Origin of the sequence: Lactobacillus sp. PV012 (assembly GCF_014522325.1) — a bacterium.
In the GTDB taxonomy this organism is placed as follows: domain Bacteria; phylum Bacillota; class Bacilli; order Lactobacillales; family Lactobacillaceae; genus Lactobacillus.
This window is the reverse complement of sequence record NZ_CP041983.1, coordinates 245970-271762: the sequence shown is the minus strand read 5'-3', so window position 1 is coordinate 271762 and position 25793 is coordinate 245970. Positions and strand designations below refer to the sequence as shown.

Below are 25793 nucleotides of genomic sequence, written 5' to 3'. Positions count from 1 at the left end.
ATTTTCTCAGTAAAAGAAAATCCCATCAAATTAAGTATTTTTCCCTCTTCATGTACCATTTTTTAACTAGACTAGCTAATCCAATATACAAAATTAACATTAAAGCTACAAAGAATAAATATTCAAGTGGTACAAAGCCAAAATTCATAATTTTTGCTAGTGGTGTGAATGGAATAATTGTTCCAATAATTGCCACTCCAAAAGTAGCAATTATTACCGGTAAAGTAGCATGTTGTTTTAAAAAAGGAAAACGTGGATCACGCAAAACTGAAATTACAGTTTCTTGCGTCCATAATGATTCAACAAACCAACCTGTACAAAAGATTGCCATAAAACTAATTTTTTCACTTACACTAGCTGCTGCATAAGAGTGTCCCACTAATTTTGGACAAAGATAATAAAACAAAAAGCCAAAAGTAAGTATATCAAATAGCGAAGAAACAGGACCGAAAGTAAGCATAAACTTTGGCAGTTTCTTTACATGCCATTTTCGTGGTACTTCCAAGTAATTAGGATTCATTGTATCAAATGGGATAGAGAGACAACTAACCCCATAAAGTAAGTCCAATACTACAATTTGTAACGGCAACATTGGTAAAAAGGGTAAAAATAATGATGCTAATAAAATTGAAAGCATATTACCAAAATTCGAAGACAAGGTAATTTTTATATACTTCATCGAATTTCCAAATACTTGGCGTCCAATTCGCACCCCTTTTTCTAAAATCCTTAAATCCTTCCGTAATAAAATAATATCTGCTGTTTTCTTAGCAACATCTACTGCATCATCTACTGACACTGAAACATCTGCTACTCGCATAGCTGCTGCATCATTAATTCCATCTCCAAGATAGGCAACAGTGTGATCATTTGATTTTAAAACATTGATAATTTTTGCCTTAATTTCTGGAGAAACTTTTACAAAAATGTCACATTCCTCCACCATCTTTTTTATCTCATCAAAACTCTTATTTTCAAAATCACTACCCTCATATACTGTCTCAATGTTTAGTCCCACTTGTAAACAAACTGCTCGGGTAACTGCTTCATTATCTCCAGTTAGAATTTTTACTTTAATTCCATCTTTACGTAAATTATTTAATACTTCTTTGGCACTTTCTTTAGGTGGATCTAAAAATGCTAAGAAGCCAATTAAAATTAATTCTTTTTCATCTTCTGGCCCAAATTCACCTACAGGTGCTGGATTCTTTTTATATCCTAAGAGAACTACTCTGAAACCATCCTCATTCATCTGTTTAATCTCGTGGCGAATTTTTTCTTGCCATTGCTGAGTAAGAGGCATAATTTTGCCATCGATCTCTACTCGATCGCTGCAGGCCAGCATTTCTTCAGCTGCTCCCTTTGTTAAAAGTAAGTGTTCATTTTCTGCATCTGCAACTACTACACTCATTCGACGTCTAGTAAAATCAAATGGAATTTCATCAATCTTAGTATAGCGATATTGAATGTCATTAGTATCTATCTCTCCAGCGGCTGCTTCAATAATTGCTTTATCAATTAAGTCCTTCATTCCTGTTTGATAATAACTATTTAAATAAGCTAATTCCAGTACCTTCTTTTTTTCCTCTAAGGCCAAATTAAAATGTCGTTCTAAAACCACCTTATCTTGTGTCAATGTCCCTGTCTTATCAGTACACAAAATATCTGCTGAGCCAAAGTTTTGAATGGAATTCATCTTTTTGACAATTGTGCCATGCTTGGATAATTCAAGTGATCCTCGCACTAAGTTACTGCTAATAATTACTGGTAGCATTTCAGGTGTTAACCCAACTGCAATTGCAATTGCAAAAACTAGGGCATTGCTCCAATCACCTTTAATGCTTCCATTAATCAAGAATACTAAGGGTGCGATAATTAAAGTCATTAGTAAAAGTAATGTGGAAATTTTCCTAATTCCAATATCAAAGCTTGTTTGTTTAACTTTTGTCTTAGTTAATGTACGAGCTAATTTGCCAAAAACGGTGTTATCTCCTGTCGCAAATACAACACCCATCCCTGAGCCAGAAACAATTGTGGTTCCTTCGTAAAGAATATTAGGATACTCTAAATAATTGTTAATTTGAGTAGCAGAAGGCTTTTTATTAGCTATCTTTTCAATGGGTTGTGATTCTCCATTTAAAGAAGCAGAAGAACAAAACAAGTCCTTGCTTCTTAGTAGCCGCATATCTGCTGGAATGATATCACCAGCGGCTAGATTAATAATATCTCCTACTACAATATCTTGAGTTGGTAGTTCTACATTTTTTCGATTTCTTTTAACATTTGTTGTAACAGAAACTAGTTCCATCAAATCTTCGACTGCATCACTAGTTTTTAGATCTTGTACAAATCTCACTACTGCTGCAATACAGACCATGATTGCCAAAATAATCGAAGTACTAAAATCTTTTTCACCAACTGGCTCTAAAAAATAATTTGCTAAAAAAGAAATTATTGCCAAAATTATTAACACAACGGAAAAAGGGGTAAAAAAAGATTTTATCAAAGATTGAATTTTGCTATTTCTTTGATTTGTTACCACCTCATTTGGCCCTTGCTGGGCTAAGCGAATTTCTGCATCCCTCTGCGTAAGGCCACTGGTAGATGTCTTCAACCTTTGTAAAGTTGCAAACTTGTCTTCTTCTGCAATTCTTTTTACTAATTTTGTATTTGCCTGCTGTTTCTTATTAGTCGTATTGAATTTGAACACCACTCAAAATCCTTTCTAGACCAAGCAAACAAACAAAAAGACTAATACACAAACTGTATTAGTCTTAAATCCAAGCGATTTTTACTCGTCGTTCAGCTTTAACACTACGTGACGTAAGAAAAGTCTAGCTGGCTGGGGAGGGCCTTAAATCGACGATCCCTGTTTGACCCGTTGGCATCTCTGGATGTTGCTGGGCGACAGCATATGTTCACGTAGGAGTCTCACCTAACAGTTTATTTGCTCATTAATTTCTATACAAATACTTTATAGGCTCTAGCTGTATTCGTCAACCCCTTTAGTGGTTAATCTTAAAATTTTGGTACCATGCAAGTGCAACAATTGCAAAGATTCCCACAGCTAGTGACCAAAGTATTTTCATATTTTTTGAAGTATTTAGCTTACTCAATTGCCGCACACTTATATCATTTTTATCTTTTACATGATAATGCCGATTAATTAAGGTTGCACTGATATTAATTAATCTTTGCACACCCCTATTAAAAATTCCTTTATCTGCTGAACGCAGTTGCTGCTTAGTAGCTTGAAGTATCTGCATTCTTTTAGTAAGTGGAATTATTCTTGCTAAGTTTTTGCCCATACTTATTTCTACATTCCTTTTGTTTGCCTTTTTAGTAACAAAAATTATCATTTCATTTTCTTGGGGCTTAATCGCCTTAGCCTTTTTATTACTTTGCAAAACAAAATGAACTTTTTCATGGTGACGCTGGAAACTTGTATTTCTCTGGGCTAAAAGTTGAGTAGTTTTTTGATCAAAAACTGCTAATTCATCACTTACCACAGAGTTCTTAGCTGCTAAGCTTAAAACTCCAAATCCCAAAAATACTAAAGTTAAAATTAGTCGTTGTACTCTTTTCACAGTTATTCTAAATATTCTTGAAATAATTCAACCCAATTGCATCTCGAACTTGTTGCAATGTTTCATTGGCTACTTCATTGGCCTTCTTTGATCCTTCTAATAGCATTTCATAAACTGCTTCAGGATCCTTAGCAAATTCTTCACGTCGTTGTCTAATTGGTCCTAGTTCATCTTCGAGTACTTGATTAAGATACTTCTTTATCTTTACATCACCTAAGCCACCCTTTTGATATTGAGCTTTAAGTTCAGCAACTTTTTCTTTATCAGGAGCAAAAACATCTAGGTAAGTAAAGACAGTATTTCCTTCAACTTGTCCTGGATCTTCAACATGGATATGGTTTGGATCAGTGTACATTGACATTACCTTTTTTTGGACTGTCTTTGCATCATCAGAAAGATAAATTGCATTACCAAGTGACTTAGACATCTTAGCATTTCCATCAAGCCCTGGTAATCTTCCTTGTCCCTTAGGTGGGAAATAACCTTTAGGTTCAACTAAAATATCAGTGTTATAAACTCGATTAAAAGTACGAACAATTTCACGAGTTTGTTCAAGCATTGGTTCTTGATCATCCCCAACTGGAATTAAAGTAGCTTTAAAAGCTGTAATATCTGCTGCTTGAGAAACTGGATAATTTAAAAATCCAACTGGAATAGAATCTTTAAATCCTTTTTGCTTAATTTCAGTTTTAACAGTTGGGTTTCTCTCTAATCTAGCTACAGTTACTAAATCCATGTAGTAAGCAGTTAATTCAAAAAGTGCTGGAATTTGTGATTGAACAAAAATAGTCGATTTTGCTGGATCAAGTCCTACTGCTAAATAGTCAAGTGCTACTTCAATTAAACTATTTCTGATTTTTTCAGGATCACGTGCATTATCAGTCAAAGCTTGCGTATCTGCAATCATGATATATGGATCATATTTATCTTCATTTTGAAGCTTTACTCGATTTTTTAATGAACCAATATAGTGACCGATATGTAATTTCCCTGTAGGGCGATCCCCAGTTAATAAGATTTCTTTAGCCATAATTTTCTCCTCACAACAATTATCTGTTAATCTTAATTTTAGCAAAAATCACAAATTCTTTAAACTATCACAAAACCTGTTAGAATTAAGTTAGAAATGGAGGAAAAAATATGTGCAATCATTATGAACAACCTGCAATTAAACAAATTCAAAGAATCTTAAAAGATGATCTCAATTTGTCCGTTGCTTCACAAGACTTCCAAGAAGATTTTCAAATTCCTCAACAAATTTTTCCTAAAAAACAAGCTTTACTTTTAGCCAAAAGTTCAACTGGCAAATGGGGCTTTGTTCCAAAAAACTGGGGTTATTCTAATCCTTTTGATCCAAAGCGTCCTTTAATTAACGCCCGTATTGAAAAAGTATTTGCTGGGCCAAATTCAATGTGGTATGAATCTTTTAAAAAGGGACGCTGCATTATCGTTGCCAATCAATTTTTTGAAGCTGGCAAAACTAGCTATGAAGCAAGCAATGGTAAAACTTACAAAGATCAATATAGCTTTAAAGACAATGATTTTCCTTTAACCTTTATTGCAGGAATTAGAAATAAAGAAGACTTTGCCATGGTAACTACCAAACCAACTCCAAGTTATGCCCAAGTTCACGACCGTATGCCCCTTGTACTTAATCCCGACCAGCTAAACACCTGGTTAACTCAAGATATTACAGCTACTTTGGATCAGACTCCACCTGCTTTAGATAAAATTGAGTTGCAACGCAGAAGTTAGCTATGATATACTAAATGCGTTACGCGGGTATAGTTAAATGGTAGAACGTCAGCTTCCCAAGCTGAAGATGCGGGTTCGATTCACGCTATCCGCTTAAACAAAAAAGGATTACACTTTATAAAGTGTAATCCTTTTTTGTTTAGATAAGTAAAATCATAAAAATTCCATTCAAGATGGCTAAATATATTGGAGTAAAAATATTTTGGGTATAAAGATAAGACCAGGCAATTAACATCCCACATAAACTGTTAATTACAAATAAAGAAAGTGAATATTGTCCATTTAAAATTGCAAAAAATATTCCTGACGCCATTATTCCAAAAACAGAACTAACTATATCTTGAGTTCTAAAGTAATAATTAAAGAAGAAACCAACACTTAGATAGACCTGCAAAATTGGTAAAATTACTCCAAAAGCAAGAATTAAAAACCAAAATAAAATCGTTGATTCTTGATTAGAAAACATTGTTTGGACATATGTCATCGGAAAGCGGTGACGAGCTTGCCAATAGGAAGTTAAAAAGCGTAATCCAATTACAATAACACTTACTCCAGCACTAAATCCAAAATCTGCTAATAAAGAAATAGAAACTCGATCTTCAAAAAATTCTTGTTCTCGATTATAGCGACGAATATAAAACCACAGTCCAAACAACCCAAAAATTATAAAAAATATTGCCCCTATAATATGAAACTTATTTTTACAAATGGCCCAGGTTTTACATAAAATCACTAATAAATAAATAATTAAATATACACAATATCTAACCAAATTACCTTGTTTAGACTGAGGTGTATTTGGATCCAATCTTGTCACTTCCCTTATTGTTCCCGTATCTTTCAATTATAACAAAAAATTCATTTTTCACTTAATTTTTTAAGACTAAATTTTTGACACTCGTTACTTTTAAAACTAGCATGAAATTATATTAAGAAATAAAAGGAGCGGAGCTAACATGTTAGTCGCAATTCAAATTAATGATCAAGAAATTAAAGTTGGAACTTGGGAAAATAATAAATTGACCTTAAGTAGTAGTTTCCCTACCCCTACAACCCTTGAAGAATTCAACACATTGATTACTTTAGCAGTTAATGATATTAAAAAGTCTTCAACAATTTCAGGAATTGCTCTTTCTATTCCAGGAATTATTGACTATCAAACTGGTACTATCACTGGTGGAAGTGGAATTTCATATCTTGAGAATACAACACTAGTTAATAATTTCAAAAAAGAATTCGACGTACCAGTAACCTTAAGCAGTGATAGTGATAGTGCTGCCCTAGGATTGATTAAGTCAGAAAAAGAACCTATTACAAGTAGTATTATTTTATCAATTGAACATATTATTTCCGGTAGCTTTATCATTAATAACCAGCTCTGGCAAGGAGCACATAAAGTTGCAGGAGAAGTTGGTGAACTTTTAATTAATGACGCTCCTTGGTCAAAAATTGGGGCTCCTGATGTCATGGCAGAACAATACAACAAGCTCACTGGTAAAGACTTTGATGCTAATACAGTGTTTGATTTGGGTAATACTAGTGATCCTCAAGCTAATGAAGTTGTTAAAAAATTCTTCCACATCCTTGCTGAAGGTATCTTTAACTTACAACACACTTTAGATCCAGCCCGAATTTACTTTACTGGTGCAATTACTAAACATCCAGAATTATTGCCATTACTGGAAGACGAACTTACTACTTTAAAACACACTTATCATTTTACTCATTCTCCAATTTTAGATTTATCCACTTTAAACGATGAAGCTATTTTACGTGGTTCTATTGCTTATTTTGAAGCAAAAAATAACTAGTCAATTAGTAAAAATTTCATTGCTTTTAAAAAATATATATCTTTTAGCGGAAATTTACCTTCTAAACTTAGTAGATTGAGTTAATTGTTGTATAATGAAAACGTTATCAATAATTATATACTTTAATAGTATAATTCATTGCTTATTACTTTGATGTTAATGCAAATTTATAATCTACTAATTCAAAGGAGTTTAGTTTAAAATGGCTATTCACAAATATCTACAAGTTGCTAGTATCGTCGAAGAGCGGATTAAAAATAAAGTTTATCCTCCTCAGGCATTCCTTCCTGATCAAGAGGCGCTGGCCCAAGAACTGAATGTTAGTCGTTTAACTGTAAAGAAAGCTATTGATTACTTGGAGCGATTAGGTTATGTTTATAAGCGTTCTGGTTATGGCACAGTAGTTTTGAGTGAGGTGCCCATTGAAAGAAAGAATGACCACCCAATAAATAGTTTTCACGATATTGATAAAACATTTGGGCAAGAAAATATTTCCACTAAACTTATTAATTTTTCAATTGAGTTTCCCAATCAAGAAGTTCAAGAGAACCTTTTCATTCAAGATCATGACCCCGTTTATAATATTCTGCGTTTACGAATGTTTAAAAATAACCCTTTGCTTTTAGAACATCTCTTTATCCCTTTAAGCATCGTCCCTAAAATTAACAAAGAAGCTCTCTCTGGATCATTATATGACTATTTTACTGATGCCTTACACTTAACTTTGGCTACTTCCTATCGCCGTATTCGTGCCTGCAAAACTGAAGAAAATGACATTACTTACCTTAATGCAAAAAGAAATGATCCAATTTTAGAGCTGGAGCAGATTATTTGGCTAAGTACTGGCCAACCTATTAACTATTCAACTATTAGAAATAAATTTGATGATGTTACTTATACTATTCTTTATAACGATAATTTCAATTAAACAAAAAAGGTGACTACTTTCAGTCACCTTTTTAATTTTAACTATATAACTTTCCACATTAGGCATTAAGTTACATATTTCCCCCTACTTCTTACATAACTTATCAGCCTATCTTATTCATATCATATGCTTCCTAATGTAGAAATTCTATGTTGCAAAACCTGAGCTATCAAACTAACTTTCTACTCATAAATCATAAGCAAAATCGAAACAAAAATTTTGACCATGTAATTATTTCTGTCTTTTAAGTTAAATAACAGACTTTAACAACAAGCTAATCATAGTACTTTTTTCAAGCGCTTACAAGTATAAATTAATATATACTTTTAAGTTTACTCAACTTTTAAAATTTTAACCTGATAACTTCCTGCTGGGGCCTCAACTGTCACAAGTGTATCAGCCTTTTGTTTCATGATCGCTTGTCCTAAAGGTGAATCAAATGATACCTTTCCCTTCTCAAGATCAGCTTCCATGCGCCCTACAACCTGATAAGTATCACTTTCTTCTTCGCCTTCAAATAAAAGTTCTACTGTTGAACCAAGATCTACTTCTCCACTGTCATTTTTTTCAATCACTTGGGCATATTTCAATTGTTTATTTAAATAACGGAGCCTACTTTCTAAGTGACCTAAATCTCTTTTGGCTTCTGTATATTCAGAATTTTCTGACAAATCTCCTAGACTACGAGCTTCCTGGAGGATTTTAATCCGCCGCGGCCGATCCTTTTTTAATCTTGAAATTTCTTCCTCAATTTCTTGATAACCTTGTGGCGTCATCTTTTGAAAATAGACCATTATTTGACCTCTTCCAGTTTATTAGTGGTTACATCTTGATAATATAATTTGCCATTTTTCTTAATATAGTGGCTAACGATTGTTCCTGTTTCTTTTTCTTGTACATCAAATTGATTACCAATTTGGCTAACCGTAAAATCCTCTTTGGTCATTTTTCCAGAGTATTTATGTCGTTTTAGAGTATCATCCACTACTCTATCAAATGAAGTTTTGGCAACACTTTTTACCGGCTTCGAACTAGTAGTGGCTTTTTTATTAACCTTACTGGAATGAGAAACTTGAGGTGAAGTTGCTGCCTGTTTATTACCACATCCTGTTAAAAAAAGTGGCATTAAAATTAAGACACCCCAACCATATAAATTCTTTTTCATTTTTACTTCCTACTTTTACTTCTTACTTCACTTTATGCCATTGAATCCCAAGGTTTAACTGCTGTGGCTGGTCCTTGAGCGATTTCTACTAGTTTCTTTGGAAGAAATTTCTTTTTAACTACAACTTTAAAAAGATATTCATCAAACCAATTATCGCTCATAACAAAGTAGCCTTTATCACCAACCTTACTTCCCCAGGAGTTTTCTACTTTCCACTGACGCGGCTTGCCATTAACTACATCTACTCCAACAAAAGTCATAGCATGAGTTGAACCACTTGCTCCCGTTTGGAGACGCTCTTTTTTAGAAAGTTTAGTCTCAATATCAAATATTAAATCAGTATCATACAGATCAGCTGCTAAGATTCCTTGTTGGCGGTCACTTTGTTTACCTACATCACATCCAAACCACAGTGTTTCACCAGCCTTCAATTGAGCAATTGCTGCCTCCTTAAGATTTTCAATTTTAGTATTTAAGAACTGCACTGGAGTGCCACCTTCAACGTTATCTTCAAATGGTAAAGCATATAATTTATCATATTCATGATCAGGAGCATTAAATAAGACGACATAGTCATCCAAATCATCTATCAAATAATTTCTAAAGAAATCTTGAGGAGTTAAATTTTCCTCAAAAAGGTACTCACCTTTATCATTTTTGAATTCTAAGTCAAACTTTTTTACTGGTTCGCCAAAAGCAATAACTGCCATCCGATAGACTTCACTCAAGAATTCTTGGCGTTTTTGCTCTACTTCTTTATCTTTTCCAGCTTGAACTAATTTCCTTAACACCAAACCATCTTCACGTAATTTCATATTCAAAGCTTGGTTAAAACTAGCAGTATTATTGGCAGTAAAACTTTCACCATAAGCATAAGTAGGAACCAATCCATATTTTCTAATCAAAGAAATCGCCATATGCCATTGACCACCATCTGTATCTGGTGCCTGAAAATAAGAATGAACAGTACGATCATCTAAATCTTTATCAGCAGTTGCGATAATATTATTAAAAAAGATATTTGCGCGCTCAATACGATCCCAGAAAAATAAATAAGCTTGTGAAAAGGTAAAATTCTTTGCTTGATATTTTTTGGCAAATTGATGTCTCAAAACATTCAAAGTAGCGAAAAGCCAACATCTTCCGGATTGCTTTTGATCAGTAACATTATCTGTAGGAATTTCAATTGAAAAAGTTCGATTTAAACTCCTTACAGCCGCTTCATTCAAACTAGCCTTTTTCACACCATTATTTACTACAGCCAAAGTAGCAAGTTTATTTTGCTTACTTGCCTCAAAATCTTGCTGAAATTGTGCTATTTCTTCAAAAGATAATTCATGTCTCATTTTCTTTCCTTCTTTCAAAGCTGCTTCCCAGATTTGAACTGGGGACCTCCTCCTTACCACGGCGGTGCTCTACCTGCTGAGCTAAAGCAGCACCTATATTTTACCACATAATAAAAAAATCCATCTTCATGGATGGATTCTTAGTTATTCAAAGCTAATTGACGATAATGCTCTACTTCTTCATCAGTACAACGAACAAATCGACCAGGAACTACTTCATGAAGCGTTCTTTCTTGGCCATCACTTTCCAAATTACCATCATAATCAATTCGTTTGCGATTTTTTTCAATTTCAGGATCTGGAATCGGAACCGCTGAGATGAGACTTTGTGTATATGGATGAAGAGGATTATTGTAAACATCATCAGCAGGTCCTACTTCAAGTAGCTTTCCGTAACGCATGACTCCAATTCGATCAGAAATAAATTTAACCATTGATAAATCATGGGCAATAAAGAGGTAGGTTAGTCCTTGCTTTTGCTGCAATTCTTTCATTAAGTTAACAACTTGGGCTTGAATAGAAACATCCAAAGCAGAAATAGGTTCATCAGCTACGATAAATTTAGGTTCTACAGCTAACGCACGTGCGATCCCAATTCTTTGGCGTTGACCACCGGAGAACTCATGAGGAAATCTAGTGGCATGTTTTTTATCTAATCCTACTTCATCTAGTAAAGCTTCAACACGTGCACGACGTTCTGCCTTATTTTTAACTAAACCATGAATATCCAGACCTTCTCCAATAATATCTTCAACAGTCATTCTTGGATTTAAAGATGCGTAAGGGTCTTGGAAAATCATCTGTGCATCCCTTCTAAATGAAAGAAGATCTTTCCGTTTTTTTAAGTCATGAATATTCTTACCTTCAAAAATGATTTCTCCAGCAGTTGGTTCATATAACTTCAAGATACTTCTTCCTGTAGTAGTTTTACCAGAACCAGATTCTCCTACTAAACCAAAAGTTTCTCCTTCATAAATATGAAAGCTAACATCATCAACTGCTTTAACAGTGTTTGAACCAGACTTAAAGTATTGCTTTAAATTTTTTACTTCTAAAATCTTTTTTTTCTCGTCCATTAGCTTTCCTCCTTTTTAGAGTGTTTCTCGTCGTATTTTTTCCAGCGACGCAAAATTTCTTTTGGCGGGGTAACTTTAGGAGCATCTGGATGCAATAACCAAGTAGCTGCATAATGAGAATCAGTCACTTTATAATATGGTGGTTTTTTCTCAACATCAATTTTCATTGCATATTTATTTCTTGGTGCAAAAGGATCTCCTTTAGGAGGATCCAGTAAGTCAGGAGGGGTCCCTGGAATTGATTCTAGCTCTTCACTTGCAAGAGTTGGCATAGAGTTCATTAATCCCCAAGTATATGGGTGTTGTGGATGATAAAAGATTTCTTCTACTGTTCCATATTCTAAAATTTCGCCGGCATACATTACTGCTACTCGATCTGCAATTCCAGCAACCACTCCCAAATCGTGGGTAATAAAAATAATTGAAGTCTTAACTCTCTTTTGTAAATCTTTCATTAAGTCCAAAATTTCTGCTTGTACTGTCACATCAAGAGCAGTAGTTGGCTCATCAGCTAATAATATTTCTGGTTCACAAATCAAAGCAATTGCGATCACAATTCTTTGACGCATCCCACCTGAAAATTGGTGCGGATATTGATTAATTCTTTTTTCAGCATCAGGAATACCAACTGCTTTCATCATTTCCAAAGCCTTAGCCCAAGCTTCTTTTTTACTTGCGCCTTTATGTTTAATTAGTGGCTCGGCAATTTGTTGGCCAATTTTCATTGTCGGATCAAGGGAAGTCATTGGATCTTGGAAAATCATTGCAATTTCATTTCCACGAATATGACGCCAATCTTTCTCTTTATTTTCTAAAAGATTTTTCCCATGAAAATTAATTTCACCACCAGCGATTTCTGCATTTGGGGCAAGTAAACCCATGATACTTCTAGTAGTTACTGACTTACCAGAACCAGATTCACCTACGATTGCCAAGGTTTCACCTGGTTTTAAGCTAAAAGAAACATTACGAATGGCTTTTACTTTACCAGCGTATGTATTAAAGTTAATTTTTAAATTTTTTACATCTAAAACATTTTCAGCCATTTTTACCTACCTTCTAGTCTTTGGATCAAATGCATCACGTAATCCATCACCTAATAAGTTAAATGCAATCATTAAAATACATAATACAATTGCTGGGAACCACATTTGATATGGTAAGAATTGGAAATTCTTTTGTCCTTCATTAAGCAAAACTCCCAATGAAGTTTGTGGAGCGGAGATACCAATCCCAATGAAACTTAAGAATGCTTCAAAGAAAATTGCGGTTGGGATTGTGTACATCATTTGAATAATAATTAAACTTGATAAGTTTGGAACTAAGTGTTTCCAGGCAATTTTCCAGCCAGATTGTCCTAAGTTTTTGGCAGCTAAAACGTATTCTTGATTTTTCAAAGTTAGGGTTTCAGCCCGGATTTGTCGCGCCATCGTTGTCCAAGATGAAATTGCAATTGCCAAAATAATTGACATCATCCCTGGTTTTAAAACGACTAACATCAAAACTACAATAACTAAGTTAGGGATTGAAGAAATAATTTCAATTATTCGCTGCATAGTATTATCAACAGCGCCACCTTTCCAACCGGAAATTATTCCATAGATAACCCCAATTGTTAGGTCAAAAATTGCTGCCACAAAGGCTACGATTAAAGAAATCTTAGTCCCATAAATAATTCTTGGAGCAAGTGGACGTCCTAAATAATCTGTTCCTGCAATAAAGTACTTATTCTTTGGTACTCCATTTTCAGCATATACATCAACCCATTTTCCATTTTCTTTTAATTTACCATTAAGACCGTTAATGGCATTAAAACCTGGAACTTTTGCCGGTAAGTTAGCATATTGCGGTTGGGATTTAACTAAAGTATTGTTATTAATAAAAGGGGTTGAACCAAAGGCTACTAGTACCATTACAATAATTACAATCCCAGATATAATTGCAGACTTTCTTTTCTTTAATTCCATCCACACACTTTGACCAAAGGTAAGAGATGGACCAACAATATTTTCATTGCTTTGTGCTTGCTCTGGTGCAAGTGGTGCAAAAGAATCGGCATCTAAATGTTGATTATCTTCCATTACTTATCCCTCGTTTCCTTGTAATCTAATACGTGGATCAATTAATCCATAAATGATATCTGTAATCAATAATACTACTACTAAACCAATTGAATATACCATGGTTACTCCCATGATTGTTGGATAGTCATTAGTCAAAATTGACTTAACAAATTGTTCACCAATACCTGGAATATTAAAAATATTTTCAATAACCATTGAACCAGTCATCAAAGCCACAGTATAAGGCCCAAGTAAAGTTACAATTGGGATCATACTATTACGCATTACGTGCTTACGGACAACTTCCATTCTACTAAAACCTTTTGCACGACCTAGTTCAACATAATCTTGATTCATATTATCAACCATACTTGTTCTAACAAATCGTTCAGTTTCGGCCATTGGTGCCACTGCTAGAGCAATTGTAGGTAAAACTGTTTGTGAAAATGAGCCCCAACCTGCAATTGGGAACCAACCGAGTTTTAATCCAATGTAGTATTGTAAAATAACTGCTAAAACAAAGTTAGGCACAGAGCGTCCGATAATAGCCAAAACTGTTGCACCTGAATCAGCCCAAGTCCCTTGTTTAATAGCAGCAATAGCTCCTAACAATACTCCTACTACCACACCTAAAACCATTGCTTGCAATCCAAGTTGCATAGAGACAGCTAATCTTGGAAAGATCAAACTTGAAACTGATTGATTTGCATATTGGAAAGATGTTCCAAAATCTCCTTTGAACATCGAACCTAAATAAATTAAATATTGAACAATTACTGGTTTATTTAAACCATATTGTTCATCCATAATATGACGCTGGGTGAGAGTCATTTTTGCTTCATTGGCATAAGGTGAGCCAGGCATTGCTTTCATCAAAAAGAAAGTTGCCGTAGCTACAATGAAGAGTGTTAGAAACATATAAAATACACGTTTTAATATAAACTTTGCCATAAGTTCTCCTTTAATTAATCCTCACCCTAAGAAAAATTAGAAAACTAGTCCTAATTTCTTACAGTGTCAGTTTAATTTTTTTCAACGTACGCATTCTTAAAATTATACTTTGCTCCAGCAGAATTGTAAATAATCCCTTTAATTGTTGGACGTACTAACCAAGCTTGACCTTGGTAGTAAAGTGGAGAAACTCCTTGCTGATCTAGCAATAAGTTTTCTGCTTGTCTTAGATCTTGCCAACGTTGTTTTTGATTAATAGTATTCTTAGAAGCCTCAATTAAGCGATCGTATTCCTTATTTTTCCATTTACCATTATTATTTGCATTATTTGAAGTAAATAAATCATCAAAAGAGATTGGATCTGCAAAATCTGCTCCCCAAGCTGAAACGACAATATCGAAATCGCCAGCTGTTGAACGACTTAATCGAGTCTTAAAAGGCACATTCTGGGTTTTAATGTTTAATCCTGATAAAGTTGATTCAAGCTGACTTTGAAGGGTTTCAGTTGTCTTCTTAGCTGAGTCAGTATCATCAGAAAGAATTGTTAAACTGATATTTTTTACTCCTAATTCCTTTAGCGCCTGCTTAAATAATTTTTTAGCCTTAGTTGGATTGTACGAATCATAACCATTATCTGAAATTGTAGATGAAAAGTCTACTCCATCAACTTTAGCCAAATTTTTAGCTGTTAAACTATTTGCTGCAGTATTACCTCCACCTAAAATTTTGGTTAAACTTTGACGATCGATAGCCATTGAGATAGCACGACGTAATTTAACATTTCTTAAAGCTTTGAGCTTAGCTTGATTATATTGTAAATAAAATGTTGAAGCACTATTACGTACTGTGTAACCAGGATTTTCTTTCAAATGCTTACTTTGTTCCGAATCTAATGCAGTTGCATCTAACAAGTTAGATTGATACATATTATACGCTGTTGAAGTTGTCTTTTGTACTGAGTAATTAATTGTATTTAGCTTGACAGCTTTTTTATCCCAGTAGTTCTTATTCTTTTTTAACTTCCAAGATAAGTTAGATCCTGACCAACCACTTTGCACAAAAGGTCCATTATAGGCAAGATATTTTGAAGCTGTTCCATATTTTGAACCAGCAGATTTTACCATTTTTTCTTGTTGTGGGAAAAATAATGGAAATCCCATCAAAAGTTTGAAATAAGGAATTTGTTTATCAAGTGTTACTACAAGTTTGTATTTACCGTCTGCCTTTACTCCCAAACTCGAAACTGGCTTTTTACCTGCAGTAATAGCTGTAGCATTCTTAATCCCTTCAAATAGATATGCATATTGTGACCCAGTTGCTGGATTTACAGTTCTGCGCCAAGAATAAACAAAATCTTTGGCAGTTAGAGGACTACCATCAGACCACTTAGACTTACGTAAAGTAAAGACCCACTTTTTACCATTTTGTGATACTTGCGTTTTAGTAGCTAAAGCATTCTCAATTTTTTCATCTTTTCCTAAGCGATATAATCCTTCCATAACATTATTTAATTGATTAAAACTAGTGTTATCAGTAGCTTTTGAAATATCCATTGTTGGAATTTCAGCTGCATCCATCCATGTTATTTCTTGTTTCTTACTACTTGTTGATGAATTGGAAGAACTACACGCACTTACGCCAATTGCTGCCATACACAATATACCAATGCTGGCAATAAGCTTTTTGGGTCTCATCCTTACTAACCCCTTTCTTGTAAATTATTAATTTTTATCTATTTTTTAATCTTATTGTAAGTATAAGCTAAAAACTTTTAATAAACAAGATTTTTATAAATGAAAATTAAAAAGATTGGAAAATTCCAATCTTTTTTATTATTTAATTCTCACTAAAGTATATTTCTTTTTACCTTTTCTAATAATTACAAATTTACCATCAAAGTTATCAGCCGGATTTACAGTGTAATCCATATCTTGGATACGTTCCCCATTAACATAAATTGCACCATTCTTTACATCTTCACGAGCTTGACGCTTAGAAGGTTCAATCTTAGTATCAACTAAGAAATCAATTAAATTTTTACTTTCATTTTCTGCTTCTACACTCGGTGCGTTCTTAAATCCTTGTTCAATTTGTTCAGTAGTTAAATCTTTAATTTCTCCACTAAATAAAGCATCAGTGATATATTGAGCTTCTTTTAGCGCTTGTTCACCATGAACAAACTTTGTAACTTCCTCTGCCAAGCGTTTTTGAGCTTTACGCTTCCAAGGTTCCTTTTCTACACTTTCTTCAAGCTCTTCAATTTCTTGACGTGATAAGAAAGTAAAGTACTTCAAGTATTTGATTACATCTCGGTCATCTTGATTGAGCCAGAATTGATAAAATTCAAATGGACTTGTCTTTTCAGGATCGAGCCATACCGCACCACCAGCAGATTTACCAAATTTAGTACCATCGCTTTTAAGCATTAATGGAATTGTTAAGCCGAAAGCCTTCTTATCATTTCCTTCTAATTTATGAATTAAATCGATCCCAGCAGTAATATTTCCCCATTGGTCACTACCACCAATTTGAAGTTGAACATTGTGGTCTTTATTTAAGTGGTAAAAATCAATCGCTTGTAAAATTTGGTAAGTGAACTCAGTAAACGAAATTCCGTTTTCTAAACGAGAAGCCACAACATCTTTGTTTAACATGTTATTAATTTGGAAATACTTTCCGTAATCACGTAAAAAGTCAACCAAATTCATCTTACCGAGCCACTCATTGTTGTTCACAATCTCAAAGTTTTCTGTACCAAAAAGCTTCTTCATTTGAGCAGTTAAAGCTTCTTCATTTTTATGAACTTGTTCTGCACTTTGAAGAGTTCTTTCAGTTTTACGACCAGAAGGATCACCAATTGCGCCAGTTCCCCCTCCAATAATAATTACTGGGTGATAACCTGCTAATTGGAATCTCTTCAAAATCATAAAGGGAATTAAGTGACCGATGTGAAGTGAATCACCAGTTGGATCAGTTCCACAGTATAAGGCCAAATCATCATGTTCTTTTAAATAATCACGTAATCCTTCTGCATCAGTTTCTTGATTAATAGCTCCACGCCATTGTAAGTCTTCTAAGATATCAAATTTTGCCATAATTTCCTCCATAAAAAACGTCCCTAGTCGAATAGACTAGGGACGACTTAATTACTAATTTAGCCGTGGTACCACCCACATTTGCATATTACCTATGCCTCTCATCTGTCTTTAAGGAAACAACTCCATCGTATTTCGTTTAAACCTTGACCTGCCTAGCTTTCACCTACCGCTAGTTCTCTGAACTCTGAATCAAGCAACTACTTCTATAACTATGATATTACTTACTTTTTGAAGATTAGTCAACTAGATAACAAAAAATGATTTGTCGAATGACAAAAAATGATTTGTCGAATGACAAATCATCTTTTTCTATTTATAAAAACCTTTTGCTTTTAAGCCATAAGCTTGACCAGCTGTCATATCATATTGAACTTCTTCATAATCTCTCAAAAGTGCTTGTTGATCTGAAGTCAAAGTCTTCGGATCAACTTTATTACCTTTTTGATCAATTAATTCAAAGCCTTTATCACCTTCATAATTGATTGTAATTGCAGGTAATTTTTCATGTACTTCGGTTAAGAGCGCTTGATATGGAGTAACCTTTGAATTGGTTTGTTCTAGCATCAATGCAATGAAATCACTAGTATTTACATAGTTAGTCTTATTAGTTAACTTAGCTTTTGCCCCATGTTCTCTAGCGTACTTATTAGAGTAAATAAAGTAACGCGTTGAGTGCATTTGAACTGGGTACTTCGAAGTATAACTTTGTGAAAGAATACTTGGGTAGTGATCGCCGTAAAAGACAATAGTAATTGGTTTATTAATCTTATCAATTTGACCAATAAACTTCTTAACTGCCTGGTCAGTATATTGAACACCTTTTACATAGGTAGCAATTTGTTCCTTAACAGCACTACTGTTAAATAACTCACCTGAAATCTTACCCATATATTCATTATTTGGATACCAGTTATTATATGGCATGTGGTTTTGAATAGAGATCAAGTTAATGAATTGTCCACCCTTTTCAGAATTAATCTGTTTAATTCCATTAGCATAAGTGGTGAAATCAGAGTTATAAGTACTTTTACCAAGTTTCTTTTGATCAATAATCTTGTACTTAGAACCAACATAAGCAAACTTATCAAACTTAAAGCGTTTATAGTCTTCGACACGTGAGTAATAACTACCAATAAATGGGTGGATTGCTGACTTCATACCAAAGTCCATTCCAATTGTTGGATAGTACTTATACTTAGGCACAACTTGAACATATGGCGTCAATGTTGTCTTGAACATCCCCATATTAAGTCCAGTCAAAGTCTCCCATTCCATATTGGCAGTACCACCACCATAACCTGCGCTAAGCATATTACCATAAGTAGCTCTGCTTTCCATTGATTGAATAAATTTCACTGGATTTGGTGCTGACTTATCAATCTTAATAGTTGGAATTGTATATGGATCAACAAAACTTTCACTCAAATTAAAGACGATAGTTTGCTTACTTAAATCATTCTTACGAGTCTTATTAATTTCAGCTGCAACTTTACTATACTTCTCATTTAGGTGTTGAATTGTAGCGGCAGAATAATTTTCTGGCTTATTCATTACTTGCAGGTCAATATAGTTTAAAAAGTTTAAAACAGGTCCATTAATCTGGATATCTCTTTCTGGGTTTCTGAAAGATTGTTTGTTGTCAAAACCACGATTAATGTAGTAAATAATTCCACCATCATGGTTAAATCGTAATGGAGTCAAAAAGAGTAATAAGCTTAGTAAGGCCCAAATTCCACGTCTCTTCCAGGATCCCTTTTTCTTAATTGGATGTTTAACTTCTAAGTAAATATCCAGTGCAATGACGATTACCAAGGCAATTCCAATTACAATTAGTAATTGATTTCCCACCATTGGTGCTAAAGTCTTAAAGTTAGTTGCCTCACTTAATTCACTTGGATAAATTGGTTCTCCACGTAAGTTTAATTTAACCTTATTTGCAATAGCCCAACCAATTGTAATTACACTTACTAAAATAGTGGAAGTCCAATATCTTGTAGTAATAAAGTAGAAAATTGAAAACAAGGCATCTAAAAAGATGGTTGTTAAAATAATTGCAAAGAATCTTGTTCCTAGTAAGAAAATAACTGCATTAATATCAGTTGCAGTAGTAATTTGAATTCTTAAGTTATCAGATTCAATTAAAAATGAAAGGAAACTCAAGATGTAGAACCAGCTCCACGTAAGAACTTTTACATGGTGTTGCTTAATCCAATTAGTAAAGTTCTTCCAAGCCAATTGAATAACTTCAGCTAAATTATCTTGCTTACTTAAATCAATTAAGACTCTTCTAATTGGACGTACTTGGTACAAGTATTTTTCATATAAAACAGCTAATCCTAAGCTAGCTAGCATCATGAATAAGATCATTAATAATTCATTAATACCAGCACTTCCAGTAAATCTAAAGCTAAGCATAAAGTTCTTAGAAATTGGTGCTTGCATGAAGACTACTACTGGAATTAAGTAGCGCATTTCTCTAACTGTAAATGATTTAATTAATTTAATAAAAATCAAAAATACAGCTAATACTACTAAAAATAAGAATGGTGAGGTTGGATTATTAAGAAAGTTTCGATTCCATCCGCCACCACTTCTTCCAGAAAGAAGTTGATACCAGTAAACACCATTAAAGCCAGCTACCCCAATAATTACAACAAAAAATGAAATTATTCCACTAATTATTGACCATATCTTAGCTTTTTGACTTAAGGGGGTATTTACTAAAAACATTCCCCAGGCAAAATATAAAATGAAATATAAGCCAAAAATGGAGTATTTAAAGTTAAGTGTACCTGCACTAGTCGCAAAGCCAACTAAAGTTAACAATCCCAATAATAGAACATTTTGTTTTGTTGTTAATTTTCTTTGCAACTCATAAATATATGGCTGCGCAAGTATACTAAAAATTAACCCTGCTAATAAAACAGAGGTACTAGTTAAGACTGGGAAAAATACTCCCCATAACTTCCACATGGTAAATGAGCTTGGTGACTTAAAGAAATAAACTAAATAAAAAATCACCAAAGTTACCACAGCCATTATCCAGTATCTAAAAGCTTCAGCTGGGTGAACTTTCTTTTTACTATAAACAGCACCAAAAATCATTGGTACAAAAATCATTGTGGCATTCTCTGCAGTAGTAGGAATAAATTTCAAAATACTTCCTAAAGGAAAGCGTGCTAAACTACCGCCAAAAGAATAAATTTGTGCCAACATTATAAATGTGGCTAACAAAAGAGCAAAAAATTGCCCCACTGTTAATGTGTTCTTCTTTTTTGTATCCATGTTTTCTCTTCCATAATTAAAATTTAATCATCTCAGGACAATTACTAAGTTATTATAGCTTAAAATTATTACATATTTATAAAGAAAAAGGGATTATTTCAAATTTATCCCTTTTTTCCTAATTTTTTCTTGATTGTGGTCAAAATATCTACCCTTTTTCCTCTGCCAGCAAAGAAATCTACGATGTCTTTTCTAAATTTAAAAGTCATAATCAAACTTCCAAGTAAGAAAAGCACCCCATATTGCCAACCATTAAGGATCCAAATATTTATACTAAACCCATACATATAAACAAGTGGTGGAATTGTCAAATTCTTCATCAGAATTACTAAAATCAATCCTACAATTAGCCATAAAAAACCTAGTTTCCAATTGAAGTACACAATCCACAAGGCACTAACGGCAACACCTTTTCCCCCATTAAAATGATTCCAAATGGGAAATGAATGGCCTAAAATAAGCCCCAAACCACAAAAACAAATTGCTAACCAGTTCCACTGGTAAAGAAAACTTACAATTAGAAAAGCAATTAATGTCTTAGCTAAATCTCCAATACAAGTTAAAATTCCCCACTTTTTGCCTAAAACGGCTCCCATATTCGCTGTTCCAGGATTATCCGAGCCAAACTTAGTAGGATCTTTGTGCAAAAGACCTTTTCCAATAATCATGGCAAATAAAATATTACCAAATCCATAGCCAATTATAATTGACCAAAAATACATCCAAAAATTATTCACTTAAACTACCCCTATGACTCTAATTTATCGCCATTCCACCAATCATCACTATTTGGTTCGTAAACATAGTATTTTTGATTACTATCGCTACTATTCCAATCAAAATCAGTATTTTTTGAATTTTGATAAGTCTCGTTATTATTTAATTTAACTGGTGATAAGCCCAAACTTTTACGTACAATGTCTGAAGTTCTTTGTAACTCAGTGTCACTCATTACTTGATAAGAAGCATCCCCAATCATAGCGCCACGACCATGAAGATAGTCGCTCTTCATATTTTTAATACAATCACGATAGTTTTTCGCAATCTTCATAATTGAATTAAAAGTCAAATTAGTACGGATACTTTTTGAAGCAGAGTCAGTCACTTCATTAATATTTTTCAATGTATTTAATGACATACTATTTTGTAATATAGACATAATTACTTGGCGTTGGCGTAATTGACGGCCGTAATCTCCTCTTGGATCGTCATAACGCATTCTTGAATAGGCTAAGGCCTGCTTACCATTTAAATGCATCTTTCCTTTTTTAAAGGTGTAACCTCCATATGAAAAGGTAAACGGTACATCCACATCAACACCGCCAACACCATCCACTAACTTCTCTAATCCTCCCATGTTAACTTCAACATAGTATTTTAAAGGAACATCTAAAAGAGTTGATGTTGTTTTTAAAGCCATACCTGCTCCACCGATATTATAGGCAGCATTTATCTTATGGACACTAAAGTTTTGCGTACCAATCATTTGCGCCATTGTATCACGTGGAATTGACATCATACTGAAAGTTTTTGTTTTTGGATTAACTGTCGCAATAATCATTGTATCAGTATTACCGCGGACATCTGTTCTTCCTAATGCTCCTGTATCAGTTCCTAATAACAAAATAGAAAAACTTTCTTTTCCATTAAAACTATCCTGCGTAACTTTATTGGTAGGATCATAAGTTTCATCAATTGCACTTTTGGTTTTATGGTAAACATAGCCACCATAGCAAGCAGCTATCACAAGAATTGTAGCTAACACTCCTACAACCCAGGCAACAAGATGATGCTTTTTGGGTTGATTCTTTTCACGTTGCTCTCTTAATTCTTGCCGAGTTGGTAATTTTTGATTTTTATTGTCATTATCCATATAATTTTCCTTTGCTTTCTCAAAAACAAAACCATTATACCAAAGATAGGCGGCTCATCTTCTTTTGTGGCAAAGTCTTTAAAATTCTTAAGAAAAAAAGCCAATGTGGTTTCTCACATTGTACTAATTAATTCAAGCTAATGGTAGTCTTTAAATCAATCTCTTGCTCTGGTTCTAAAATTTTATTACCTAATTTTTCACTCCAACTTGGGTTATTTTCTTCCATATCTGGAAATCCATTAATTGGTGCAATGGCTAAAAATTGGTCGGTTTCCGGGGATTTCCACAACTCAATCCCACTGAAGTCTTCTAATCTTATAGAAACTTTTCTCTCTATATTATTCTTATTTGTCGACAAAATGACTAAGGTTAATCCAGGAGAATTAATATAAAGATGTCCATAATCAAAAACCGCCTTACTTAAAGCTAAGGTACTCTCCTTAAGTCCCAATACCTCAGTCGCATTTGCAGCTCTTAATCCCTCTTTATTTACTGAAAATTGTGTTAAACTTGGTGTCTCTGGTATAAATTTTAATTCATAATCATCAAAATTTAGCTTTTCATTGCTAACTGATAGATTAAAAGCAGGCATAATTCCTAAAGCATACGGCATTGGAGAAGCAGATAAATTTTTTAAATGAAAACTGACTTCCAAACCAGTGGCAACTAAGGCATAGGTGACCATCAAAGAAAATTTAAATGGATATATTTTATATGTCTCTTCATTATCCATCAACATTAAACTTACTCGATCATCACCTTTGTCTACCACAGTCCATTGATAATTATTGGCAAAGCCATTAACAGGCATATTATATTTTTTTCCATCAACTACATATTGATTGTTATAAGATTTACCAACTGCTGGAAAGAGAATTGGCGAATGTTCTGCCCATTCACTTCCATTCCAAATCCAATCGAAGTTATCACTTTTTTGGACAAAATGGGTAATCTGTGCTCCCATTTCATTAATTCCAACTTCAAATTGACTATTTTCTATTATTAACATTAATTTTTTAACCCCTAGCTTGTTAACCCTTTTAATATCTAAAAAGTAACAACTATCTTAATAAATTCTTTAACTTTCTCTCAATTTGAAAATATCACGTATTTTTATTACTGTCAAACACAAACTTTTAACCACAAAAAAAGCATCCCTTTACGGATGCTCTAATTTAAAAGATTCTTGTAATTACTGCACCAGCAATAATTAATACTAAACCAATAATTGTAAAAATAAGATCTCTTCTTGATTTTGCTTCCTTTAAGAAAAGAATACCACCTAAGGTAGAAATTACTACACAAAGTTGAGACATAACAAAGGATAGGTTCACACCATTATCTTTAACAGAAAATACATAAGCAAGTTGCGCAATTCCGTAAAGCAATCCCGCTGCTCCTCCTTGAAGAGAAGTCTTTTCAACCCAGGCATGAACATTGCCAGTCACTAAGGTATAAATGAATACTGCTACAAGCATTCCAGCAGTTTGGCCAAAGAAGAAGGAAATACTATCTCCTTGAACTGCAATTGGAGTTTGTGGTAAAGAACTGGATGAGATATAACCCAAACTAGTAACAATAAGTAAGATAATGGTTGCTACTTGGTTCTTTTTATTACCTTCTTCAGTCTTTTGATCTGTTAAAGAAGTAAACACAACCCCAATAATCAAAATAATAATTCCTAAAAAGCCCCAGATTTTTTGTTGAGTCTTAGCCCATTCGCCAAAAAAGATCATTCCTACCAAAGGAACCCCAATCAGCTGTAATCCAGTGGAAATTGGCATTGTCTCTGAAACCCCAATTTTTTCATAGGAAATATACTGTCCAACTTGCCCCACTACCCAGAGTGCTCCGGCTAGCGCTGAAATCCAAAATAGTGGCCAAGTAATTGTTGGGCGAACAATTGCCATTAAAATTACACCAAATATAAAAGCACCTGCAACTGTACCTACGATTTGGTTATATACAGTACTTTTCTTAATACTAGCAATTACTAGTGGCATTAGCCCCCAACCAATTGCTGGAATAAAGAGTAGAATATATTTCATTAATCGTTACCTTCCTAAAATTACATAGTCAAATAATAATTAATTATACTAACTTCAAGTAAGCGATTGCAAGTACTTTTTTATTATTTTTCCAAAAGCATGTTCATTCTTAGTAAAAGTAAGACAATAATTACCTCGCAAATCCCCGGAATTAGCATCGTTTCTGGAGAAAGATTATAAGCAAAAAACATATGGAAGACAATTGCAATAATTATCATTACCCAGGAAATACTTCCTTTAAACCAGTTTTGCCAAATACTTGCTGCTAAAATTAAATAATATATAAATAATCCTATACCAATATAAATTGTAATCCCCGACACCATTAGACCAACTGGGCTCGCCATTAGGAGAGCGTAAAATCCGCTTAAATATGCCAAAATAGCAAATATTAACATACTAATGAGCCTAATTGCTACTACCTGTCTATTTTTTGACGTCAAGGACTGATTTTTTAACAAAACCATTCCAATCCAAACAGCTAAAATTAAAATTATTAATAAATAGATTGGCCAGGCATGTAAAGAAGTAATTGTTGAGATAAATACTAGTAAGAGTACTAGACCAATTTCAAAAAAGAGATCTACTGCAAACAAAGCTGCCAAACTTTCTGTAGGCACCCAAAGTAAAACTATCCCCAAAATTAAAAAGACACTACAGTTTAATTTTGTATGATTATCAGTTAAAGCATAATAAGGGAAATAAATTAAAGCTGCAGTGACTATCCCTAGCAAACTGGCAACAATCTTTTGCTTGCTGACTGTGTTTAAAAATTTCATTTTTTCACCTTCAAAATATTAATTCCTT

The 25793-nt window shown here is 33.7% G+C and carries 22 protein-coding genes, 2 tRNA genes and 1 riboswitch; of the genes, 4 read left to right on the top strand and 20 right to left on the bottom strand.

Going from position 1 to position 25793, the window contains the following annotated elements; genetic code table 11:
• Positions 1 to 25: 25 nt before the first annotated feature.
• The 3 genes from mgtA to trpS form a co-directional block, all read right to left on the bottom strand.
• The gene (gene mgtA, locus FP433_RS01260; RefSeq protein WP_265487236.1) at positions 26 to 2710 is read right to left on the bottom strand and encodes a magnesium-translocating P-type ATPase; all 2685 of its coding nucleotides are present in this window, start codon (positions 2708 to 2710) and stop codon (positions 26 to 28) included.
• Between the two features lie 76 nt (positions 2711 to 2786).
• Positions 2787 to 2950, bottom strand: a riboswitch (M-box (ykoK) riboswitch).
• A gap of 55 nt (positions 2951 to 3005) precedes the next feature.
• Complete coding sequence (locus tag FP433_RS01255; RefSeq protein WP_265486846.1) at positions 3006 to 3587, bottom strand: hypothetical protein; 582 nt, start codon at positions 3585 to 3587, stop codon at positions 3006 to 3008.
• Between the two features lie 7 nt (positions 3588 to 3594).
• Entirely contained in the window at positions 3595 to 4617 is a 1023-nt protein-coding gene (trpS, locus tag FP433_RS01250) for a tryptophan--tRNA ligase (protein ID WP_265483577.1), read from the bottom strand.
• A gap of 110 nt (positions 4618 to 4727) precedes the next feature.
• Between trpS and FP433_RS01245 the strand changes: the two genes are divergently transcribed.
• Together FP433_RS01245 and FP433_RS01240 are read left to right on the top strand one after the other, a co-directional pair.
• A complete protein-coding gene (locus FP433_RS01245; RefSeq protein ID WP_265483579.1) occupies positions 4728 to 5342 on the top strand; it encodes an SOS response-associated peptidase family protein in 615 nt (204 codons plus the stop codon).
• A 23-nt stretch (positions 5343 to 5365) separates the two neighbouring features.
• Positions 5366 to 5436: transfer RNA gene (locus FP433_RS01240), tRNA-Gly, on the top strand.
• A 45-nt stretch (positions 5437 to 5481) separates the two neighbouring features.
• Here FP433_RS01240 and FP433_RS01235 read toward each other — a convergent pair.
• On the bottom strand, positions 5482 to 6159 hold the full coding sequence (locus tag FP433_RS01235; protein ID WP_265486845.1) for a type II CAAX prenyl endopeptidase Rce1 family protein: 678 nt from the start codon (positions 6157 to 6159) through the stop codon (positions 5482 to 5484).
• 139 nt (positions 6160 to 6298) lie between these two features.
• Between FP433_RS01235 and FP433_RS01230 the strand changes: the two genes are divergently transcribed.
• Positions 6299 to 7153: an ROK family protein gene (locus FP433_RS01230; protein WP_265486844.1), complete on the top strand. Its 855-nt coding sequence runs from the start codon at positions 6299 to 6301 to the stop codon at positions 7151 to 7153.
• Positions 7154 to 7355: 202 nt separating this feature from the next.
• Entirely contained in the window at positions 7356 to 8081 is a 726-nt protein-coding gene (locus tag FP433_RS01225; RefSeq protein ID WP_265486843.1) for a GntR family transcriptional regulator, read from the top strand.
• A gap of 332 nt (positions 8082 to 8413) precedes the next feature.
• On the opposite strand, the gene greA is transcribed toward FP433_RS01225, so the two are convergent.
• From greA to FP433_RS01145, 16 genes are all read right to left on the bottom strand, one after another.
• Positions 8414 to 8875 carry a transcription elongation factor GreA gene (greA, locus tag FP433_RS01220; RefSeq protein WP_265486842.1) on the bottom strand — a complete coding sequence of 154 codons (462 nt, stop codon included), beginning with the start codon at positions 8873 to 8875 and terminating at the stop codon, positions 8414 to 8416.
• Positions 8875 to 9246: a hypothetical protein gene (locus FP433_RS01215; protein ID WP_265483587.1), complete on the bottom strand. Its 372-nt coding sequence runs from the start codon at positions 9244 to 9246 to the stop codon at positions 8875 to 8877. The genes greA and FP433_RS01215 overlap by 1 nt, the downstream gene beginning before the upstream one ends.
• Positions 9247 to 9278: 32 nt before the next feature.
• Positions 9279 to 10592 carry a C1 family peptidase gene (locus FP433_RS01210; protein WP_265483589.1) on the bottom strand — a complete coding sequence of 438 codons (1314 nt, stop codon included), beginning with the start codon at positions 10590 to 10592 and terminating at the stop codon, positions 9279 to 9281.
• An 18-nt stretch (positions 10593 to 10610) separates the two neighbouring features.
• Positions 10611 to 10683: transfer RNA gene (locus FP433_RS01205), tRNA-Thr, on the bottom strand.
• Positions 10684 to 10732: 49 nt separating this feature from the next.
• A complete protein-coding gene (locus FP433_RS01200; protein WP_265483591.1) occupies positions 10733 to 11668 on the bottom strand; it encodes an ABC transporter ATP-binding protein in 936 nt (311 codons plus the stop codon).
• On the bottom strand, positions 11668 to 12714 hold the full coding sequence (locus tag FP433_RS01195) for an ABC transporter ATP-binding protein (RefSeq protein WP_265486841.1): 1047 nt from the start codon (positions 12712 to 12714) through the stop codon (positions 11668 to 11670). Before FP433_RS01195 ends, FP433_RS01200 begins: the two co-directional genes overlap by 1 nt.
• Positions 12715 to 12720: 6 nt before the next feature.
• Complete coding sequence (locus FP433_RS01190; RefSeq protein WP_265486840.1) at positions 12721 to 13749, bottom strand: ABC transporter permease; 1029 nt, start codon at positions 13747 to 13749, stop codon at positions 12721 to 12723.
• A gap of 3 nt (positions 13750 to 13752) precedes the next feature.
• A complete protein-coding gene (opp3b, locus tag FP433_RS01185; RefSeq protein WP_265486839.1) occupies positions 13753 to 14682 on the bottom strand; it encodes an oligopeptide ABC transporter permease in 930 nt (309 codons plus the stop codon).
• A 71-nt stretch (positions 14683 to 14753) separates the two neighbouring features.
• Complete coding sequence (locus tag FP433_RS01180) at positions 14754 to 16376, bottom strand: peptide ABC transporter substrate-binding protein (RefSeq protein ID WP_265486838.1); 1623 nt, start codon at positions 16374 to 16376, stop codon at positions 14754 to 14756.
• 138 nt (positions 16377 to 16514) lie between these two features.
• Complete coding sequence (gene tyrS / locus FP433_RS01175) at positions 16515 to 17777, bottom strand: tyrosine--tRNA ligase (RefSeq protein ID WP_265486837.1); 1263 nt, start codon at positions 17775 to 17777, stop codon at positions 16515 to 16517.
• Between the two features lie 312 nt (positions 17778 to 18089).
• Complete coding sequence (locus FP433_RS01170) at positions 18090 to 21065, bottom strand: LTA synthase family protein (protein ID WP_265486836.1); 2976 nt, start codon at positions 21063 to 21065, stop codon at positions 18090 to 18092.
• Between the two features lie 104 nt (positions 21066 to 21169).
• Positions 21170 to 21787: a glycerol-3-phosphate acyltransferase gene (locus FP433_RS01165; RefSeq protein WP_265484654.1), complete on the bottom strand. Its 618-nt coding sequence runs from the start codon at positions 21785 to 21787 to the stop codon at positions 21170 to 21172.
• Positions 21788 to 21813: 26 nt separating this feature from the next.
• The gene (locus FP433_RS01160) at positions 21814 to 22938 is read right to left on the bottom strand and encodes an LCP family protein (protein WP_265486835.1); all 1125 of its coding nucleotides are present in this window, start codon (positions 22936 to 22938) and stop codon (positions 21814 to 21816) included.
• A 127-nt stretch (positions 22939 to 23065) separates the two neighbouring features.
• Positions 23066 to 23947, bottom strand: coding sequence for an aldose 1-epimerase family protein (locus tag FP433_RS01155; protein ID WP_265483606.1), 882 nt, complete (start codon positions 23945 to 23947; stop codon positions 23066 to 23068).
• A 166-nt stretch (positions 23948 to 24113) separates the two neighbouring features.
• Entirely contained in the window at positions 24114 to 24986 is an 873-nt protein-coding gene (locus FP433_RS01150; protein ID WP_265486834.1) for a GRP family sugar transporter, read from the bottom strand.
• A gap of 83 nt (positions 24987 to 25069) precedes the next feature.
• Positions 25070 to 25765, bottom strand: a complete 696-nt coding sequence (locus FP433_RS01145) for a hypothetical protein (protein ID WP_265486833.1) — start codon at positions 25763 to 25765, stop codon at positions 25070 to 25072.
• Between the last annotated feature and the right edge of the window lie 28 nt (positions 25766 to 25793).

What these genes read in the sequence shown, in the direction of transcription:
- trpS (WP_265483577.1), bottom strand. Translation starts at nt 4,617, where the DNA reads ATGGCTAAAGAAATCTTATTAACTGGGGATCGCCCTACAGGGAAATTA.
- FP433_RS01245 (WP_265483579.1), top strand. Translation starts at nt 4,728, where the DNA reads ATGTGCAATCATTATGAACAACCTGCAATTAAACAAATTCAAAGAATC.
- FP433_RS01230 (WP_265486844.1), top strand. Translation starts at nt 6,299, where the DNA reads ATGTTAGTCGCAATTCAAATTAATGATCAAGAAATTAAAGTTGGAACT.
- FP433_RS01225 (WP_265486843.1), top strand. Translation starts at nt 7,356, where the DNA reads ATGGCTATTCACAAATATCTACAAGTTGCTAGTATCGTCGAAGAGCGG.
- greA (WP_265486842.1), bottom strand. Translation starts at nt 8,875, where the DNA reads ATGGTCTATTTTCAAAAGATGACGCCACAAGGTTATCAAGAAATTGAG.
- FP433_RS01215 (WP_265483587.1), bottom strand. Translation starts at nt 9,246, where the DNA reads ATGAAAAAGAATTTATATGGTTGGGGTGTCTTAATTTTAATGCCACTT.
- FP433_RS01210 (WP_265483589.1), bottom strand. Translation starts at nt 10,592, where the DNA reads ATGAGACATGAATTATCTTTTGAAGAAATAGCACAATTTCAGCAAGAT.
- FP433_RS01200 (WP_265483591.1), bottom strand. Translation starts at nt 11,668, where the DNA reads ATGGACGAGAAAAAAAAGATTTTAGAAGTAAAAAATTTAAAGCAATAC.
- FP433_RS01195 (WP_265486841.1), bottom strand. Translation starts at nt 12,714, where the DNA reads ATGGCTGAAAATGTTTTAGATGTAAAAAATTTAAAAATTAACTTTAAT.
- FP433_RS01190 (WP_265486840.1), bottom strand. Translation starts at nt 13,749, where the DNA reads ATGGAAGATAATCAACATTTAGATGCCGATTCTTTTGCACCACTTGCA.
- opp3b (WP_265486839.1), bottom strand. Translation starts at nt 14,682, where the DNA reads ATGGCAAAGTTTATATTAAAACGTGTATTTTATATGTTTCTAACACTC.
- FP433_RS01180 (WP_265486838.1), bottom strand. Translation starts at nt 16,376, where the DNA reads ATGAGACCCAAAAAGCTTATTGCCAGCATTGGTATATTGTGTATGGCA.
- tyrS (WP_265486837.1), bottom strand. Translation starts at nt 17,777, where the DNA reads ATGGCAAAATTTGATATCTTAGAAGACTTACAATGGCGTGGAGCTATT.
- FP433_RS01170 (WP_265486836.1), bottom strand. Translation starts at nt 21,065, where the DNA reads ATGGATACAAAAAAGAAGAACACATTAACAGTGGGGCAATTTTTTGCT.
- FP433_RS01165 (WP_265484654.1), bottom strand. Translation starts at nt 21,787, where the DNA reads ATGTATTTTTGGTCAATTATAATTGGCTATGGATTTGGTAATATTTTA.
- FP433_RS01160 (WP_265486835.1), bottom strand. Translation starts at nt 22,938, where the DNA reads ATGGATAATGACAATAAAAATCAAAAATTACCAACTCGGCAAGAATTA.
- FP433_RS01155 (WP_265483606.1), bottom strand. Translation starts at nt 23,947, where the DNA reads ATGTTAATAATAGAAAATAGTCAATTTGAAGTTGGAATTAATGAAATG.
- FP433_RS01150 (WP_265486834.1), bottom strand. Translation starts at nt 24,986, where the DNA reads ATGAAATATATTCTACTCTTTATTCCAGCAATTGGTTGGGGGCTAATG.
- FP433_RS01145 (WP_265486833.1), bottom strand. Translation starts at nt 25,765, where the DNA reads ATGAAATTTTTAAACACAGTCAGCAAGCAAAAGATTGTTGCCAGTTTG.